This is a genomic window from Latilactobacillus fuchuensis (assembly GCF_900258455.1).
GTDB classification, from domain to species: domain Bacteria; phylum Bacillota; class Bacilli; order Lactobacillales; family Lactobacillaceae; genus Latilactobacillus; species Latilactobacillus fuchuensis.
In genome coordinates this window covers 437,672-455,467 of sequence record NZ_LT984417.1, presented here as the reverse complement: position 1 = coordinate 455,467, position 17,796 = coordinate 437,672, and the positions used below count along the sequence as shown (strand labels likewise).

Annotated in this window: 17 protein-coding genes; 2 read left to right on the top strand and 15 right to left on the bottom strand. The window is 43.4% G+C overall.

What is annotated here, in order from left to right; all coding sequences use genetic code 11:
- Window positions 1–16 precede the first annotated feature (16 nt).
- Window positions 17–1,405 (bottom strand): bifunctional UDP-N-acetylglucosamine diphosphorylase/glucosamine-1-phosphate N-acetyltransferase GlmU, encoded by a 1,389-nt coding sequence (gene glmU / locus LFUMFP_RS02075; protein WP_025082966.1) that lies wholly within the window; start codon window positions 1,403–1,405, stop codon window positions 17–19.
- Between the two features lie 132 nt (window positions 1,406–1,537).
- Here glmU and LFUMFP_RS02070 point away from each other — a divergent pair, with 132 nt between their 5' ends.
- Window positions 1,538–2,173, top strand: a complete 636-nt coding sequence (locus tag LFUMFP_RS02070) for a L,D-transpeptidase (protein WP_025082965.1) — start codon at window positions 1,538–1,540, stop codon at window positions 2,171–2,173.
- 282 nt (window positions 2,174–2,455) lie between these two features.
- Complete coding sequence (gene dhaS, locus LFUMFP_RS02065) at window positions 2,456–3,022, top strand: dihydroxyacetone kinase transcriptional activator DhaS (protein WP_106482982.1); 567 nt, start codon at window positions 2,456–2,458, stop codon at window positions 3,020–3,022.
- A 1-nt stretch (window position 3,023) separates the two neighbouring features.
- On the opposite strand, the gene LFUMFP_RS02060 is transcribed toward dhaS, so the two are convergent.
- The 14 genes from LFUMFP_RS02060 to LFUMFP_RS01995 all read right to left on the bottom strand — a co-directional run bounded on the left by LFUMFP_RS02060 (window position 3,024) and on the right by LFUMFP_RS01995 (window position 17,794).
- Window positions 3,024–4,007, bottom strand: coding sequence for a dihydroxyacetone kinase subunit DhaK (locus LFUMFP_RS02060; protein WP_025082963.1), 984 nt, complete (start codon window positions 4,005–4,007; stop codon window positions 3,024–3,026).
- A 62-nt stretch (window positions 4,008–4,069) separates the two neighbouring features.
- Window positions 4,070–4,447 carry a dihydroxyacetone kinase phosphoryl donor subunit DhaM gene (dhaM, locus tag LFUMFP_RS02055; RefSeq protein ID WP_025082962.1) on the bottom strand — a complete coding sequence of 126 codons (378 nt, stop codon included), beginning with the start codon at window positions 4,445–4,447 and terminating at the stop codon, window positions 4,070–4,072.
- A complete protein-coding gene (gene dhaL, locus LFUMFP_RS02050) occupies window positions 4,440–5,027 on the bottom strand; it encodes a dihydroxyacetone kinase subunit DhaL (RefSeq protein ID WP_106482981.1) in 588 nt (195 codons plus the stop codon). Before dhaL ends, dhaM begins: the two co-directional genes overlap by 8 nt.
- A 13-nt stretch (window positions 5,028–5,040) precedes the next feature.
- Window positions 5,041–6,036, bottom strand: coding sequence for a dihydroxyacetone kinase subunit DhaK (gene dhaK, locus LFUMFP_RS02045; protein ID WP_025082960.1), 996 nt, complete (start codon window positions 6,034–6,036; stop codon window positions 5,041–5,043).
- 130 nt (window positions 6,037–6,166) lie between these two features.
- Complete coding sequence (gene purR, locus LFUMFP_RS02040; RefSeq protein WP_025082959.1) at window positions 6,167–7,003, bottom strand: pur operon repressor; 837 nt, start codon at window positions 7,001–7,003, stop codon at window positions 6,167–6,169.
- Between the two features lie 292 nt (window positions 7,004–7,295).
- Complete coding sequence (gene ispE, locus LFUMFP_RS02035; RefSeq protein ID WP_056950335.1) at window positions 7,296–8,150, bottom strand: 4-(cytidine 5'-diphospho)-2-C-methyl-D-erythritol kinase; 855 nt, start codon at window positions 8,148–8,150, stop codon at window positions 7,296–7,298.
- A gap of 142 nt (window positions 8,151–8,292) precedes the next feature.
- Window positions 8,293–8,769, bottom strand: a complete 477-nt coding sequence (locus tag LFUMFP_RS02030) for a MarR family winged helix-turn-helix transcriptional regulator (protein WP_081779526.1) — start codon at window positions 8,767–8,769, stop codon at window positions 8,293–8,295.
- A 28-nt stretch (window positions 8,770–8,797) separates the two neighbouring features.
- The gene (locus LFUMFP_RS02025; protein WP_106482980.1) at window positions 8,798–11,560 is read right to left on the bottom strand and encodes a YhgE/Pip domain-containing protein; all 2,763 of its coding nucleotides are present in this window, start codon (window positions 11,558–11,560) and stop codon (window positions 8,798–8,800) included.
- A gap of 162 nt (window positions 11,561–11,722) precedes the next feature.
- Window positions 11,723–11,974 (bottom strand): Veg family protein, encoded by a 252-nt coding sequence (locus LFUMFP_RS02020; protein WP_025082956.1) that lies wholly within the window; start codon window positions 11,972–11,974, stop codon window positions 11,723–11,725.
- Between the two features lie 88 nt (window positions 11,975–12,062).
- Window positions 12,063–12,950, bottom strand: coding sequence for a 16S rRNA (adenine(1518)-N(6)/adenine(1519)-N(6))-dimethyltransferase RsmA (rsmA, locus tag LFUMFP_RS02015; RefSeq protein WP_025082955.1), 888 nt, complete (start codon window positions 12,948–12,950; stop codon window positions 12,063–12,065).
- 1 nt (window position 12,951) lies between these two features.
- On the bottom strand, window positions 12,952–13,521 hold the full coding sequence (gene rnmV, locus LFUMFP_RS02010) for a ribonuclease M5 (protein ID WP_025082954.1): 570 nt from the start codon (window positions 13,519–13,521) through the stop codon (window positions 12,952–12,954).
- A complete protein-coding gene (locus tag LFUMFP_RS02005) occupies window positions 13,518–14,294 on the bottom strand; it encodes a TatD family hydrolase (RefSeq protein WP_025082953.1) in 777 nt (258 codons plus the stop codon). Before LFUMFP_RS02005 ends, rnmV begins: the two co-directional genes overlap by 4 nt.
- Before the next feature lie 122 nt (window positions 14,295–14,416).
- A complete protein-coding gene (gene metG / locus LFUMFP_RS02000; RefSeq protein ID WP_025082952.1) occupies window positions 14,417–16,462 on the bottom strand; it encodes a methionine--tRNA ligase in 2,046 nt (681 codons plus the stop codon).
- A 486-nt stretch (window positions 16,463–16,948) separates the two neighbouring features.
- Window positions 16,949–17,794: a DUF72 domain-containing protein gene (locus LFUMFP_RS01995; RefSeq protein WP_106482979.1), complete on the bottom strand. Its 846-nt coding sequence runs from the start codon at window positions 17,792–17,794 to the stop codon at window positions 16,949–16,951.
- Between the last annotated feature and the right edge of the window lie 2 nt (window positions 17,795–17,796).

Sequence of the window (17,796 nt, the reverse complement as noted above, 5' to 3'; positions counted from 1 at the left end):
TTCGGTCTTATTTTAATTATTGCCAGTCTTGATCATTTGCAACTGGTAATTTTTGCCAATAATCAGCTTTATTCGTTTGGCGTGCGCGCGCAATCGCCATCGCTTTTTCGGGAACATCGTCCGTAATGGTTGAGCCCGCGGCAACAAACGTATGGTCCGCTAACGCCACCGGCGCAACAACGTTTGAGTTACTACCGATGAAAACGTGATTACCAACGGTTGCTTGATGTTTTTGAACACCGTCATAATTGACGAAGACCACGCCACAGCCAACGTTGATATCGGTGCCTAAAGTCGCATCCCCAACGTAACTCAAATGACCGACTTTCGTCCGATTGCCGATTTTAGCATTTTTAATTTCACAGAAATTACCGATATGCACTTCTTCACCAATTTCAGCACTGGGCCGCAAGTGGCTGTTAGGGCCAATGTTTGACCCCGTGTGCATCACTGCTGACTCAATCGTTGAGCTCGTGATTTGAACGTTATCGTCAATCGTTGAATCAATAATTGTTGAACCGGCGCCAACGAAACAATCTGAACCGATCTTCGTGTTGCCCTTTAGGACAACGTTTGGTTCAATAATCGTATCGCTACCAATTTCAACGCCGACTTCGATATAAGTCGCTTCAGGATCAATTAAAGTGACCCCATTTTGCATATGCAACGTGTTAATCCGATGACGCATGACTTTAGTCGCTTGTGATAACGCGATGCGGTCATTTACCCCCATTGATTCTTCAAAATGAGGCATCCGGTAAGCCGCCACAATTTCGCCTTGGTTTTTCAAAATTTCAACGACATCCGTTAAATAATATTCACCTTGCGCATTTTGATTCGTCACTTGATGAAGTGCTTTGAAAAGGGTTTGGTTATCAAAACAATAAACGCCGGTATTAATTTCAGTAACGGCCGCTTCTTTATCGTTGGTATCTTTTTGTTCAACAATCTTTTCAACAATCCCGATATCATTGCGAATAATCCGACCATAACCGGTTGGATCAGGTGCTGTCGCTGTTAAGACGGTCGCCTTAGCCCCTTTATCATGGTGATACGCAAATAATTTTTCGAAGGTTTCAGCGGTCAACAATGGTGTGTCACCACTGACCACGATTGTTAATCCCTCTTCATCTTTTAATAAGGGTTCCGCTTGTAAAACGGCATGTCCCGTGCCTAATTGTTCGGCTTGTAAGGCGTATTGTGACCGATCACCTAAATAATCTTTAACTTTTTCAGCACCGTGACCCACAATCGTCACGATTTGGTTGGGTTGCGTTTTTTCAACTTGTGTTAGGACGTGATCCACCATTGGTCTACCACAAACTTCATGTAAAACTTTGTATAATTTAGACTTCATACGAGTGCCTTTACCCGCTGCTAAAATAATCGCATTTTTATTTACCATTTTAAGCTCCTAATATTCGTCATTACTGGTCTATTTTAGCCTAAAAAAAGACTTTGGGCAAGCTATCTTAAATTGAAGTTCCACCATTTCTCAAGTATAATAAGATGACTTTAATTATTTCGGAGGAACGCTATGCGTAAATTACCAACTCGAACCTTAATTTTATTAATCATCGGGTTACTTGGCCTTTTGGTATTGATTGGCGTTGGCTTCGGTATTCAACAATCTCAAACAACCCCCGCTAAATCTCAATCGGCCAAAATAACTACTCAAAAAACAAAGGCACCGACTAAGTTAACAACCAAGAAAAAAAAGACCCCCGCACTTAAGGTCAACTGGCAATCCGCTTCTGAAAAAAAGGCCTATCCTGATCCGCAGAAATATACTGATTTTTGGATTGATGTTTCATTAACGAAACAACGCGTCTATTTAATGAACGGCAAAACGATTTTATATACGATGTACGCTTCAACCGGCTCTAAAGAATCGCCAACCCCCGCCGGTACTTTTTACATTGAACCTGAACACGGCGAGTCTTTCTATAATGCCAATTCGGGCGAAGGCGCTAAATATTGGCGTTCTTTCTTAGATCACGGCATCTACCTCTTCCACAGCGTCCCCACCGATCAAGCAGGTAATTTCATTCCTAGTGAAGCTGAAGAATTAGGCAAAACATCAAATTCACACGGCTGCATTCGCCTATCAGTAGCGGACGCCCAATGGTTCTACACCAACATCCCAGTGAATACGAAGGTGGTTATTCATTAAGAGTGTGACTGAGCTGGTCAGCTTTTGAGTATAGCCTAATATAGCGGATTGTGACGATTTTTGTCATGATTTGCTATATGTAGCTAGACGGAAAAAGCTGGCTCAGGAACACGTTTTGAAAATGAGTGCTCACTCGAGTTGATTAGGCTTTGAGACATTAAAAAGAGCGTCACATGACTGAAAAATGTCATATGACGTTCTTTTTAATGCCTCAATAATTTTCATTTTACTTTAACCTATTAACGATGCTATATTGAAGCCATCAATAAATGAGGTGGACCAATGTCTTATATTACTCAGAAAAAAATTGCCGCGTCCTTCAAAAGTCTGATGCTGGAAATGCCGCTGACTAAAATTAGTGTCACCACAATTATGACCCACGCGGCGATTCGCCGCCAAACTTTTTATGAATACTTCCCCGATAAATACGCCTTACTCGCGTGGATTTATGATCAAGAGGTTGGCGAATACGTTGATGACAATCTCAGTTATACCCATTGGACGTTAATATTGGAACAACTTTTCCAATATTTTGATGATAACCGCCAATTTTACCAAAATGCCTTATCAATCGAGGGCCAAAATTCATTTGAATCACATCTCCTCCAACATGTACGCCAACTGGTCAACACAATTATCAAGAACATGATTACCAATCAAGGCATCACGTTATCCGCTAACTACCAAAAATTCCTTTTAAATTATCTTTCCGGTGCTCTGGTCACCTACACAACTGGTTGGCTTCAGGAACGGCAGCCTGGTTCTGTTGAACAAGTCACGACCGCTTTAAAAATGACCTTAACCGACACTTTAAACGGCTTATTATTGCGAACTGGCCATCTTCAGTAATCTACCAAGCTGCTGCGGTCGTCGGTGCTTGCAATGCCGTTAACCACTCATCAGACGCTAAAGCTAGCAAACTAACTGACACCCCTTGCGTATTGTAGGCCGTCATTTGATTGCCGACTTTCACAAAAGCGACTTCAATTTGTTGTAAACGCAATAGCTGTTCAATATCTTGCGCAATCACATAGAGTTCCAATAACGGCGTGGCCCCCAGACCGTTAATCAAGACCGCGACCCGTTGTGGGCGGACTGAATATTGATGTAATAGTTTGTTTAATAATTCGTTAGCCAATAGTTCCGCCGATTGGACGGGTTCTCTTCGATAACCCGGTTCACCATGAATTCCGATACCATAGTCAACCTGATCGGCTTGGAGCTCAAACTGCGCTTCAAGATGCCCAGGTAACGTTGGTGCGGCTAAGGCAACGCCTAAAGTCTTTAACTGTCGATTAACCGACTGACCAATTTCAACTAATTTTACCAAATCAACGTTTTGTTGCGCGTAGTAACCGAGAATCTTTTGTAAAAGGACCGTCCCCGCGACACCTCGTTCACGTAATTGGTAGTCTTGTGGATTAACTGAAATATCATCGGTCACCACGACCTGTTCAACCTGATAGTCTTGTTGAACCAACTGCTGTTGCGCGGTTGTAAAAGCTTGGCGATCCGCCGAGAAATTTTTAACAATCAGCAAAACTTGCCGTGTTTTAGCAATGGCTTTCACCGTCGCAACGATTGCTTCAGCAGTGGGGGGCGCCCACAAAGAGCCCATCACCGCGGCCGTCAACATCCCAGTACCGACATACCCTAAATCGGCCGGTTCGTGGCCACTTCCACCGCCACTAATCACGGCAATTTTAGGTGGTGCTTCGCTTGGTTGATAAAAACCAAAGGTCTGCGGCACTTGAATCAGCTGAGGATACGCAAGTGCTTGTCCAGCAATCGCTTCAGTGATCAAATGATCGACCTGATTGACAATGTGTTTCATGTTGAAAATCCTTTCCGTATTAAAAAAACAGCGAAATTGGCCGCCGCCACTTCGCTGTTTTTTTATTTAATCTTTAAATCAGCTAACTGTGGTTCAATCATGTCTAATGATGCATCGGCCTGCAACAATGCGCTCGCCGTATACGCGCCTTCAATCAAAGCCACATCGTATAGATGAATCGTTTTATCACTAAATTCTTGCGCTAATTCTAAATTAAGTTTGGCGCTCCCTAAATCGTAGAACGCCAATAATTGATCGGCTTGATTGGCCTCAATCGCGGCTTGAATCTTAGTCAGACTCGTCCCAACGCCGTTATCATCGGTCCCACCAGCGATTGTCAACGGGACATCGGCCGCAACTTCTCGGATTAACCGTTCTAAACCCGCCGCAATTTCTGGCACGTGCGATACGATTAAAACACCAATTGATTGATCAGTCATGATTAATCCCCGCTTCCAACATTGTCGTGAACAAATAACCACTTGAAGCTGCGCCGGGATCCACATGGCCAATTGACCGTTCACCCAAATATGACGCCCGGCCCTTAGTCGCTCGTAAGGCCGCAGTTGCTTCAACCGCAGTGGTTACCGCTTCAGCCGTTAAAGGGCCTTGTTCTAATTGTGCAATCACTGGTTGCCAAACATCAATCAACGTCTTTTCACCAACTGTTGCATGGCCGCGTTTTTCAACTCCCGCCAGACCCGCGCTTAGTAGTGGGGCTATTTCGAGGGTTTCAGCACTCTTTTTGGCCATCTCTAAAAAAGCGGTACCGTACAAGGGACCGGCAGCTCCGCCGACTTTGGTAATTAAATTCATGGCCGTCAATTTCAAAATCGCCGGCACATCAGTTGGGGCCTTATCCGCCAAAACTTCAGTCACGGCGGTCATTCCCCGTGCCATATTATGCCCGTGATCACCATCACCAATCGGCGTGTCTAACGCACTCAGTTGTGCTTGGTTAGTTTGAATGGCTTGGTTAAAAAGTGCTAACCATTTTAATGTATTTTCGACCGTTAACATCGCACTCGCTCCTTTACCAGCCAATTGTTGTGACTGGTTCTTTTAATTTATCGGTCCAATTCGATTCGATTAATTTCATTAACGTTAATGACACACCGGCCATATCTAACGACGTCATGTAATCGCCAACCTTCGTGAAATCAACCACCACGTTTTCAGCCGCTAATTGGTCTAAAACATTATTCATAAAGACGTATTGTTCCATTAATGGCGTCGCGCCTAAACCGTTCACCATGACCGCATAATGTTCACCCGCCGTTAAATGGTGGGCTTTCTTCAGTTGACCGACTAATTCTGTTGCTAATTGTTCGGCACTCTGTAATTTCTCACGACGATAACCAGGTTCACCATGAATCCCCACGCCATATTCGACTTCATCAGGTGCCAATTCAAATCCTGGTTTACCGACTTCGGGAACGGTCGCACCACTCAAGGCAACCCCAATCGTCTTAATATTAGGCACAATCTGTTGCGCCAAGCGTTCAATGGCTTCAAGTTCCGCACCACTGCGCGCATAGGCCCCCAGAATCTTATGAACTAAGATCGTCCCGGCAACGCCGCGCTTACCTTGCGTATAAGTACTATCTTCAACCGCAATATCATCATCGACGACAATCGAACGGACTTCAATATCATCCATGGCGGCCATTTCTTGCGCCATTTCAAAATTCATCACATCGCCAGAATAGTTCTTGATAATCATAAAAACACCACGCCCAGCATCGGCCGCTTTAATCGCTGCATAAATCTGATCGGGCGTTGGTGACGTGAAGACCTGACCGCAGACTGCCGCCGTTAACATTCCATCGCCTACAAAACCGGCGTGCGCGGGTTCGTGGCCACTCCCACCGCCGCTGATTAATCCAACTTGAGGATGACAATTCAAATCTTGATTGTAAACGACTGCTTCCGTTTCTGGAATTTGTTTTAATAACTCTGGATAACTTCGTACTAACCCTTGAACCATTTCTGTCACGATATCACTAGGTTGATTCATTATTTTCTTCATGTCTATCCTCCTGCATATTATATAATTAACTATATGATAGCGCTGTCATAAATGCAACGGACAACTCTTAAAATTTGTCCATAGAAAAAAGCAATGCATAATCAGCATTGCTCTAGTCTTTTAACGTTATTTACACTAATTGGTCTACATTCTTGGTTAAATAGTTTCCGGCACTAACACTCAACGTCTTATTTTCAATATCGACTTTATCGACTTCTAAAATAGACGTGTAATCATCAATCATCCGATCACCATCAAAGACGGATTCAGCAAAAACTGAAATCCCGACCATTTCAGAATCAAATTCTTCAATCAAGCTCTTCATTCCGTTGACGGTGCCGCCGCCTTTCATAAAGTCATCAACGATCAAGACTTTTGAATTAACGGGTAAACTGCGTTTAGATAATTCCATCTTTTCAATCCGCGCTGATGAACCTGACACGTAATTGACACTGACAGTTGAACCTTCAGTTATTTTTGAATCACGACGAACAATCACAAACGGGACGTTCAAATACATCGCAACGCTTTGCGCAATAGGAATCCCCTTAGTCGCAACGGTCATCACGGCCGTCACTTCTTTACCGACGTATTGGTTAGCAATCAGACGACCGACTTGACGTAAGACATCTGGACGACCTAGTAAATCAGATAGATAAACATACCCACCTGGCAATAAGCGGTCATTTTCAGATAAGCGTTCCGCCATTTCGTTAATAAAACTTTCGGCTTCATCCTGTTTAATCATCGGCATATAACGCACACCACCAGCAGCGCCTGGTACTGTTTCTAAAATCCCGGTTCCCCGGTTATAAAAAGTCCGTTTGACGATTGATAAATCTTCACTGATTGATGATTTAGCTGATTCATACCGATTTGAAAAAAAGGTTAATGGAATTAACGTATGGGGTCTTTCTAACAAATAACGGGTCATATCAATTAGTCGATCACTTCTTCTAACTTTCATAATCATTTACTCCTCTATAATATCATTTAATTTTTTCCGAAAAAAGCTGTCCGCTTTCCAATTATATAGATTTTAATCGGAAAATCCTAGTCTTTTTTGTAAAAAATCAATAAATGTTCGTTTTTATCACAATTACTTTCGCTGCGAAACCCATTCCATGCTTGTTATAACGGGATTTAACCGTCGGAAACCTCCCAATCAGATTAGCCGAACGTTTTGATTTGGCCGTCGCACCACACAAAATGGCTATCATTCCTAAAATTCGGAATGATAGCCATTTTAAGTCAGCTGATTATTTCAGCGGTTGGACCAAATAAACTTCCTTACAAAAACCAGAAATACTATTGTAAACCCGTTGCGCCTTAGACAGCTGGCGACAAACCGCAAACACCGTCGGACCACTGCCGCTCATCTGGGCAATATCGGCGCCAAAAGTTTCTAACCGTTCAATTAAATGTTCAATTTGTGGATAGCGGGCACTCGTGATTGGGGCTAATACGTTATTCATACCAGCGACTAACCGATCAGTGTCCTGGGCCGCAATCGCTTGGACTAATTGCGCCGTGTTCGGTCGCGTTTCAATCTGATCACAATTCAAAGCGCGCAGAATTCTAGGTGTCGAGACACTAATCGCCGGTTTAACCACGACCAACCATAAATTTGGTAATGGCCCTAGCGGTTGAATTTGGTCGCCCTTGCCGGTCACCAAGGCCGTTTCACTGTAAACACAATAAGGCACGTCGGAATCAATTTGTAAACCAATTTTGGCTAACTCGGCTTTGGACAACCCCAGCTGCCATAATCGGTTCAACCCTCTTAAGACAGCCGCAGCATCGGAACTCCCACCGCCCATCCCCGCCGCCACGGGGATGTGTTTTTCGATTTCAATTAACGCACCGGTTTTAATCTTAAACCGTTGCTGTAATAATTTAGCCGCTTGATAGGCCAAATTACGTTGATCTTCTGGAATAAAACCACTCGTCGTTTTAACCACGATATTCGCGGATTTTTGGGCTGTAATCTGAACATAATCAGCCAGGTCAATCGACGTCATCACCATCTGCCATTCATGTTCACCATCTGGATGTTGATAAAGAGCATCTAGGCTTAAATTCAGCTTTGCGGGTGCTTTCTCAATTAATTGCATATTCTTTCACCGTCTACCTAGCATTTAATTGTTTCATTATACTAAGTTCTGACAAAAATGCCAAATCACGTTTAACTTGGCACCCACAAAAAAACAGCACTCAATCCGCAATAGGCCGGATTAAATGCTGCTTTAATTAATTTTACTTTTGTTGTGCTGCTTTAACTTCTTTGGCCATAATCTTATGCCGAAATTCATTCATTAACGCTAACATTTGTTTTGAATTATCGATGCCAAACGTCTCAACCCATGAGGCAAAGCGTTGATGAATCTTCGGATTAATCTCATGGACTGTCGCTAAGCCATTCGGTGTTAAGTTTAGAATTAAACGCCGGCGATCGTTAGGATCAATTTCTTGTGTAATATAGTCCAACTTCAAGAGTACCCGAATTTGGCGTGAAATCGCACCGCGCGTCACCCGTCTTTTTCTAGCAATATCAATTAAACTAACCGAACTATCTTCGGCAATTTCTTTCATGATTAAATACTGCTCAAAAGATAAGTGATACGCTTTGGTTGGTTCTGATACCAAGTCTTCGACATACTTGATGGATGACATATAGAGCTCAATATACTCATCCAGTAATTGACTATCTTCCACAATAATCCCTCGCTTCATTTACTTTCCTTAACTGTAACATAAATGCTTAGGCTTGACTATTTGCAGTTGGCAACAAATGATTTTTGACTTCTTGACCAAATAATCCCATGAAGAAGATACCACAGAAAATGATGAGGGCGAACAGACTCCCAACTAAATGTTGGCCGGTCCCGTTAATCACTTGTTCTAATCCGTTAACCGCATAAGTCCCCGGTAGGAAGAATGCCACGAATCGGTACGTGATTGACAAGAGTTGGCTTTGGAATGGTCCGGCGATCATGATCAATTGGACAAACACTAAAGCAAAGCCCACCAAAACCCCTAACGTTCCGAATAAGCGGTCTAACGCTAAACAAGCTAACGTAAAGGTTGCGGCAATCAGTAAACTTAATACGATGAAGGCCATTGGTTGAGCCACTTCTAAGCCTAATAACTTAGCCACACTCGCGATTAAAATCCCTTGAACCGCAATCACACCCGTCACTGTTAAAATCCGTTTGCGTAATTTACCACTCGTTAAGTTCTCCGTTTGACGATACAACGTTGATTGGGTTAATAAGGCCCCGACGAAGAAAATTAACGTTAAAATCAGTGGTCCATAAACATTGATGAGTTGTTCAAGAGCTGATTTCGTCGTTAATTGCGTCTTAACGGGTTGCATTAAATGGTTCACATTTTGCGTACCGGTTGCCAAATTTTTAACTTGTTGACTACCATCTGCCAATTTCACATCCAATAAAGCAATACCAGCACCCGCTTGATGCATGCCACTATCTAGTTGGGACGCGCCAGTCGCTAATTGACCCGTCCCGTCATTAATTTGGTTCACACCGGCTAGAAGCGGTGGTGTTTGTTGATTTAACGTGTTCAGCCCCGTATTCAATTGACTAGCGCCCGTATTTAATTGTTGGACACCACTCGTTAATTGCGGCGTTTGTTGGTTCAAGGTGCTCAAGCCTGTGTTGAGTTGACCCGCACCACTATTCAAAGTTTGATTATTCGCTGCTAATTGTTGGCTACCAGCTTGTGCAGTGGCCACACCATCTGTATAGGTTTGTAAACCAGTCACTAAACCATTTTTCCCTTGTAACCCGGTTTGCAATTTAACCAACCCTTCATGAATGGCATTAGTCGCTTGAAGACCACCCATCGTGTCAGTTGTTGTTCCCTGTTGTTTCAAACCAGTATTGACTTCCGCCAAACCAGCCGTTAATTGGTCAATCGCTTGAACCGCACCCGTTAAGGCTGCTGGTGCTTGATCTTTGCTGGCCATCTGCGCAATCGCTTGTTGTAATTGCGCCATACTATCAGCCGTCGTTTTTAATTCGGTTGAAACCTCGGTTAATTGTGTGCCGTTATCCGTCATCTTCGCACCCATCGTCCCGATATTGGTTTGTAGGGTTTGCATATTCGCGCCAGATGATTGTAACTGGGCACCTGCTGCCGTTAAATTAGTCCCCGCTGCGGTTGAGATGCTTTGTAACTGAGACATCACGTCTGGATGGCCTAATAAAAAGACCAAGAAATCAGTATTACTAGTGGCTAGTTTTTGAAGAGCCTTTAATTGCGTGCCCGCACTCGCGACTTGGCTGGCTACACTGTCGCTTTTAGCCGCGTTGTAAACTTTATCGTTAATTTGACTTAACTGACTACCACTATCTTGCAATAGCACACCCGTTTGTTTGGTATTGTCCGCAATCTTCAATAAATCATTTTCAATCGTGGTCGAACTCGTACTACCACCACTCACTTTTTGATTTAACGTTTGAATGCTTGCATTTAAGGCTTGTAGCCCTGCTTTCAATTGGTTCATTTGGGGTTCACTACCGCTAAGGCTCGCATCGATTTTAGCCGATGCTTCCGCTAACTTGGTGCTGAGTTGTTGTGAACCACTTGCTAGTTGATCGACCCCGCCGTTCAACGACTGGCTGCCCGCCATAATCGACGTATTATTGGCGGTCAATTGGTGTAAGCCACCGTCTAGGGTCGAAACCCCCGCCGTGTATTGGCTAATCCCAGCGTTCAACTGTGTTGAACCCGTTGCTAACTGTTGGACACCGCTTTGCAACGGTTGCGTTTGATCCGCTAATTGTTGTAAACCCGTTGCCAGTTGACCACTACCGGTCGTTAACTGTTGAACGCCGGTTGGTAAAGCGGTCACGCTCGTTGCTAGTTGTTGCGTCCCCGCTTGTAGTTTAACTAAGTTAGTCGCGATTTGCTGACTACCAGAACTAAGTTGGTCAGCTGCCGTATCCAATTGGTCAACCCCTTGGCTCGCCTCAGTCACACCACTGCCTAAAGTCCCAATTGCTTTTAGCAAGGCTTGGTCGTAAGCGATTTGAATACTTTTAATAATCTGCGTTTGCATTTTTTCAGTGACTTGGTTGGTGATGACACCCGTCAAATAATTATTTTTTTGCGAGGTTGCCACTTGCATCGTGCTAGCTTGTGGTTTTTTATCAAGCACCGTCGTAACGTTTTTTGAAAAACCTTTTGGTAACGTCACGGCCATCACGTAATGGCCGTTTTTTAAATTGGCTTTTGCTTCTTTGGCACTAACGAATTGCCAGTGTACTTGATGGTCCTTCGATAATTGCGCTTGAACCTCTTGGCCCACATCGACTTTTTTGCCTCTAAACGTCGCAGCCTGATCTTGATTGATCACCGCCACATTTAGATTCTGCGTCGTTGAATTTTGAGCGTGTTTCACGAAATTAAAAATAATGAATAATAACAAGATTGGAATTAAGCAGATCAACGTAATGAAAGCGATCAGCCGTCCCCGATTTGATTTTAAACTTGAAAACATACAATTCTCCTTTTTGTATATGCCATAAACATTTTATACGATATCGCTTTTTTCAGAAAATGTCAATAACTAGTCAACCCGCTTGATTGATAACGTGCCAACTACAAAAAAACACCCACCAGATTCTGGTGGGTGCATTCGATTCATATTCTATTGTCCAGCCTAAAGCGCAACTGGTTCATCATCAAACTCAATTTCAATTGACTTAGTCAATAAGTCGGCATAGCTGTATGAAACGCGTTCAAACGCATTTTCATCTTGGTCCAAATCAACTACAAAAACTGCGGGAAAGGTCTCTTTAAGAGTGCCTTTCCGTTTTGTTACCTTTTTGCGCCCAGCTTGAGCGACAACCATCAACTTGTCTCCGATGTGTTCATCGAGACCGTTTTTAATATTGGCAAGTGTCGTTGGCATGTACTTCACCTCTTCGAGTAATAGTATAGCACATAAACTGAAATTTTGCAATTATACCATTGCACCAACGTTTTAGCAATTATTTATTCTATTTTTTAGCAAAAATTGACTGTTCGTTTATACAATCACTTAATTGCGCAAATTGTTGAATGCTTAACTGTTCAGCCCGCGTACTTGGTGCGATGTCGGCTTGTTCTAAAGCGACTGTTAGCGCTGCTTTAACTTCATCTTGTTTCCCAAATTGATTCTGTAGATTGTTCCAAAGCGTCTTGCGTCGTTGGGCAAAAGCGCCGCGTACCAGTTGGTCAAATAATTCTTGGTTTTCAACCGTGACGAGTGGGGCTTGACGACCGACTAATTCAACGATGGCTGAATCGACATTCGGTTGGGGCATGAACGCCGTCTTTGGCACGATGAAGGCTAATTTAACCTCAGAATGAAGTTGTACGGCAATACTCAATGAACCGTAGGCTTTCGAACCGGGATCGGCGTTAATCCGTTCAGCGACTTCTTTTTGCATCATTAAGACCATACGATCGATTGGTAAACCAGCTTCGAGTAAATGTAACATAATCGGCGTTGTGATGTAATAAGGCAAGTTGGCCACGATTTTCAAATTATGTTGACCATCAAAATGTTCAGCAATAATCGTTTGTAAATCGGCTTCCAAGATATCTTGATTTAAGACCGTCACGTTATGATAATGGTTCAACGTATCTTTTAAAACGGGCATCAACCGTTCATCAATTTCAAAACTCAATACCTTGTGCGCTTTACGGGCGATTTGTTCCGTTAACGACCCAATCCCGGGGCCAATTTCAATCACGTCATCGTCCTTTGTGATTTCGCCAGCTTCCACAATTTGTTTCAAAATCGTGATGTTGGTTAAAAAGTTTTGCCCTAGACTTTTCTTAAACTTAAAACCGTAACGTTTCAGAATTTTTCTAGTTCGTTCTGGGTTTGCAATGTCTTCCATGTTATTCTCCTAATTCTTCGTTGATTTGTCTGAGCGCTGCACCGAATTCGGCCTGCGTGACTTGGAACATTTTTAAGCGTTTGTAGAGTTGTTTGCTGTTGGTATAACCGATATGCAACACTTCGCCTAATAATTCGCGGCGGCGTTTAGCGGCTGGCCCGGCAATTAAACCGGCGACTAACAAATCAGATTGACTAATTTGTTCATCCGCATCTTCGTCCTGCGTTAATAAGTGGGCTAAGGCCTCGCGAATCGCGGCCGGTTTAGCGTGTTCAATCCCTAAACTGCCACCACTTTTATCCGGTTTAGCTTCTGCACGTGGTAAAAAGGCGTGTTCAACACCCGGCACACTTTGCGAAATAATCTTCCGAATTTTTTCGCCGTGAAAGTCGGGATCAGTGAAGACGATCACCCCGCGTTTTTCTTGGGCTAACGCAATCTTTTCGACGATTTCATCATTGATGGCCGAACCACGAGTTTCGATCGTATCCACGTCTGGGAAAACTTCTCTTAAGCGTTTTGTATCATCTCGGCCTTCGACCACAATCACTTCTTGAATTGTTTTTTTCATACGGCTCCTAACTTAAATAACTGATGCGCATTGGCGTAGGTCGCCGCCGCAATCTCAGCCGGATCAACATCCCGTAATTGCGCAATCGCTTCGACGACGTACCGGGTATAGCCCGGTTGATTTTGTTTGCCGCGGTAAGGCGTTGGGGTTAAATACGGCGCGTCGGTTTCGACTAACATCGTGTCTAACGGACAGATTTTAGCCGCTTCGTGAACGTCATGCGCATTTTTAAAACTAACGACGCCGCTAAACGAAATATGCATGCCAAGATCCATAAACCGTTTCAACCATTCACTATCGCCATTAAAGCTATGAATAATCCCACCACAGTCGCGAACATCATTTTCTTTCAAAATTTGGTACGTCGCTTCTAGGGCATCACGGGTATGGACCGAGATTGGCATGTTTAATGATTTCGCAATCGCAATTTGCCGCGCAAAAACACGTTGTTGCACATCGCGTGGTGACGTATCCCAATGGTAATCCAATCCAATTTCGCCTAACGCGACCACTTCGGGACGTTGTAATTGTTCAATTAAAGTCGCTTCAGTGGCTTTCGTATAGTCCTTAGCGGATTCTGGATGCCAACCGATAATCGCTGACAGGTTAGCGTATTGTTGCGCTAACCGGAGCGCACCGTCATTTAAAACGGTATCTGAACCGACAATTGCCATTTCAACAACGTCTAAAGCAGCGGCTTGTTGGATAAAATCCGCTTCTTGACCAGCATAGGGCGTATCATTTAAATGCGTATGTGAATCAAATATTTGCATGCGACAATCTCCTTACCATTTTTGCTCTAAAATAGGCCCAACCGACACGGTGTCCCCCTAGTTGCACACTAGAACAACAATCTTGCCTGATGGCCCTATTTTGGCGTTCTATTTAATCTAGCTTAACCGATTTGCGAACCGTTAACGAGGTTAGCGGGCACAAAGGCTAATTCAACTTGATCACCGTGTTCAGCCGATAGCAACATCCCTTGGCTTAATTCACCACGTAATTTACGGGGTTTCAAGTTAGTGACCGCTAAAACTTTCTGGCCGACTAATTGTTCGAAATCAGGATAAAATTCGGCAATCCCGGAAACGATTTGACGATCACCTTCATCGCCTGCATCCAAACGGAACTTCAATAACTTATCTGCCCCTTCAACTTTGGCAACGGCTTTGATTTCAGCAACCCGAATTTCTGATTGATCGAAATCTTCAAACTTAATTTCAGCTTTTTCACTGACTAATTTAGTCGCTTTAGGATCGAAATCATTTTTAGCGGCAGCCTTTTCAGCCTTCGCCTTGACTTTTTCATTCACTAAGCCAGCTTTTTGGGCCGCCATCATTTGTGCTTTAATATAAGCGACTTCTTCATCTAAATCTAAACGTGGGAAGATTGGCGTCCCTTTAGCGACCACTTGAATGTCACTTGGGAAAGCGCCATACGTTAAATCACGTTGGCTAGCCACATCGAAATCTAACCCTAATTGGGCAAACATTTCGCGTGGTGCGTGCGTCATAACTGGTTGTAATAGGAGCGCGACAATCCGCAAGCTTTCCGCTAAGTGGGCTAAAACACTGTCTAATTCAGTTTTACGGCTGGCGTCTTTAGCGAGGACCCATGGTTGGGTTTCGTCGATATATTTGTTAGCGCGACTGATTAATTGCCAAGCCGCGTCTAGTGCATCTGAGAATTTCAATTGATCCATCAATTGACCATATTGCGCCACAGACTGTGTCGCGGTCGCTTGTAAATCAGCATCGAATTCAGTGATGTCTGCTTGATAAGCTGGGACTTGACCGCCATTATATTTGTTGATCATCGCAATCGTCCGATTCAACAAGTTACCTAAGTCATTGGCTAAATCGTAATTAATCCGGCTGACGAAATCTTCGGGTGTGAAGACGCCGTCGTTACCGAATGGAATTGCGCGCATTAAGTAATAACGCAAGGCATCTAAACCGTAACGTTCAACCAACATTTCAGGATAGACCACGTTGCCTTTAGATTTAGACATTTTACCGTCTTTCATCATCAACCAACCGTGACCAAAAATTTGCTTAGGCAGTGGCAAATCTAATGCCATCAAGAAGATTGGCCAATAAATCGTATGGAACCGGACAATTTCTTTGCCGACTAAATGAACGTCTGCTGGCCAATATTTTTGGAATAACGCATCATCGGCTGAACCATAGCCTAAGGCCGTGATGTAGTTGGATAAGGCATCTAACCACACGTAAACCACGTGTTTCGGATTACCCGTCACATGAATCCCCCAGTCAAATGAAATCCGGGAAACGGATAAATCTTCCAAACCAGGTTTAATGAAATTGTTAATCATTTCATTTTTACGAGAAGTGGGTTCAATAAAGTTAGGGTGTTCTTCGTAATATTGCAATAAACGATCCGCATACTTGCCCATCTTGAACTTGTACGTTTCTTCTTCAACGCGTTGGACTTCGTGACCAGATGGGGCTTTACCGCCAATCATCTTGCCATTTTCATCTTTATAAACTTCGGCTAATTGTGATTCGGTGAAGTATTCTTCATCAGAAACAGAATACCAGCCTTCATATTTGCCCAGATAAATATCGCCTTGTGCCAATAATTGATCAAACATTTTTTGAACCGCTTTGATGTGATAATCATCAGTGGTTCGAATGAATTTATCGTTCGAAATTTCAAGGGTTTGCCAGAGTTGCTTAATTTCAGCAGCCATCCCATCCACGTAGGTTTGGGGATCTAAGCCTTTTTCTGCGGCTTTTTGTTCCAATTTCAAACCATGTTCATCAGTCCCCGTTAAAAAGAACACATCAAAACCCATTAATCGTTTGTAACGCGCAATCACATCGGCTGCGATTGTCGTGTATGAGTTACCAATTGTTAATTTACCTGAAGGATAATAAATTGGGGTGGTTACGTAAAAAGTTGGTTTAGTGTCTGCCATATGCTTTCTCCTTAATAAAAAAAACGAGAATATCGCGTATTCTCGAATGTTTTTAATCATCGATATAAGTACCTGAATTATAGCACAAAACGCGCTTCCCGAGTAGTCTTTTCCGGTTAACAACAAAACCAGCATCATGATTAAAAAGCAAATCACAATACTGGTTCTTACGTTAATCCTCAAAGCCTGAACGACTCGGGTCAACGCTCTGATTAAAACGCGCTTCTGAGTCATATCAATTTCCGCTTAACCTAAAAGTGACCAATTATCTTAAGCCCTAGATAACTGGTCACTTTCTGTTAATGCTCAATTGCTGAACATGACTCACAGCGCTCTGTTCCTTAAACGTGCTTCTGAGCTAGCTTCTTCCGTTTAGCTACGAATAGAAAATCATGACCAAAATTCGGTCACAATTTCCTACTCTAGGCTATACTCAGAAGCTGACCAGCTCAGTTAGCGCTCTGATTTAAACGCTCGATCAGCACTCTAAAATAAGTCTATTTGTTCTGGTGTTTTTGGGGCTAGGTTTTCGAATTTTAAGTTTAATAATTGTTGGAGTTCTAGGGCGTTATCGGCTGCGTCGCCACCTGAATTATTATTAAAAATGACAACCACTTCTTGTGCTTGTGTTTGCAACTGTTGAACTGTTTCAGCCAATTGCGCTAATTCAGTCGCACCATATCGATAAAGCGTCCGCTGTTTGCGCCAAGATGCCCCCGGATTCTGCCAACCGGCCATATTGCGACCGTGCAGGCGGAACATCGCTAATGCTGGATTGGTAACGACTGGGTCAAATGGGACGCTGTTGTTCGGGGTTTGCGCTTCGTCGACAATCACGTGAGTCATTTTTAATTCCGATAAAAAAGCGTACATCTGCGCTTTAAAGGCTGAATCGTACCATGAACTATGGCGAAATTCGACCGCAATCGGCACATCTGGCAACCACGCGCGGATCTGGCGTAAATACTGGCTATTCTCTTGGTTTAATTGGAAATACGGTGGAAACTGAAATAACACCGCCTTCAATTGATGCGCTCGCATTAACGGTTCAATCGACCGGTAATAGCGAGTAAACAATTCCTTTTCAGTGCTAGTCACGTCTTGATAATCAGCTTGCTTGGTCATCGCTTGGTGCGCCTTGACGATAAATTGAAAACTAGGCGGGACCTGCGCCAGCCAATTCGCACTGACAGTCGGCGCTTGCAAGGCATAATAAAAACTATCAATCTCGACGACCGGTAAAAACTGGGCGTAATCATTTAACGTTAATTGTTTTTTTGCCGGCATCAAACTCGCATGTTCCGACCAAGTTGTTAGACCAATCGTAATCATCA

Bases quoted from the DNA above. Each gene is read 5' to 3' on its own strand.
- glmU (WP_025082966.1), bottom strand. From the start codon at position 1,405: ATGGTAAATAAAAATGCGATTATTTTAGCAGCGGGTAAAGGCACTCGT.
- LFUMFP_RS02070 (WP_025082965.1), top strand. From the start codon at position 1,538: ATGCGTAAATTACCAACTCGAACCTTAATTTTATTAATCATCGGGTTA.
- dhaS (WP_106482982.1), top strand. From the start codon at position 2,456: ATGTCTTATATTACTCAGAAAAAAATTGCCGCGTCCTTCAAAAGTCTG.
- LFUMFP_RS02060 (WP_025082963.1), bottom strand. From the start codon at position 4,007: ATGAAACACATTGTCAATCAGGTCGATCATTTGATCACTGAAGCGATT.
- dhaM (WP_025082962.1), bottom strand. From the start codon at position 4,447: ATGACTGATCAATCAATTGGTGTTTTAATCGTATCGCACGTGCCAGAA.
- dhaL (WP_106482981.1), bottom strand. From the start codon at position 5,027: ATGTTAACGGTCGAAAATACATTAAAATGGTTAGCACTTTTTAACCAA.
- dhaK (WP_025082960.1), bottom strand. From the start codon at position 6,036: ATGAAGAAAATAATGAATCAACCTAGTGATATCGTGACAGAAATGGTT.
- purR (WP_025082959.1), bottom strand. From the start codon at position 7,003: ATGAAAGTTAGAAGAAGTGATCGACTAATTGATATGACCCGTTATTTG.
- ispE (WP_056950335.1), bottom strand. From the start codon at position 8,150: ATGCAATTAATTGAGAAAGCACCCGCAAAGCTGAATTTAAGCCTAGAT.
- LFUMFP_RS02030 (WP_081779526.1), bottom strand. From the start codon at position 8,769: ATGAAGCGAGGGATTATTGTGGAAGATAGTCAATTACTGGATGAGTAT.
- LFUMFP_RS02025 (WP_106482980.1), bottom strand. From the start codon at position 11,560: ATGTTTTCAAGTTTAAAATCAAATCGGGGACGGCTGATCGCTTTCATT.
- LFUMFP_RS02020 (WP_025082956.1), bottom strand. From the start codon at position 11,974: ATGCCAACGACACTTGCCAATATTAAAAACGGTCTCGATGAACACATC.
- rsmA (WP_025082955.1), bottom strand. From the start codon at position 12,950: ATGGAAGACATTGCAAACCCAGAACGAACTAGAAAAATTCTGAAACGT.
- rnmV (WP_025082954.1), bottom strand. From the start codon at position 13,521: ATGAAAAAAACAATTCAAGAAGTGATTGTGGTCGAAGGCCGAGATGAT.
- LFUMFP_RS02005 (WP_025082953.1), bottom strand. From the start codon at position 14,294: ATGCAAATATTTGATTCACATACGCATTTAAATGATACGCCCTATGCT.
- metG (WP_025082952.1), bottom strand. From the start codon at position 16,462: ATGGCAGACACTAAACCAACTTTTTACGTAACCACCCCAATTTATTAT.
- LFUMFP_RS01995 (WP_106482979.1), bottom strand. From the start codon at position 17,794: ATGATTACGATTGGTCTAACAACTTGGTCGGAACATGCGAGTTTGATG.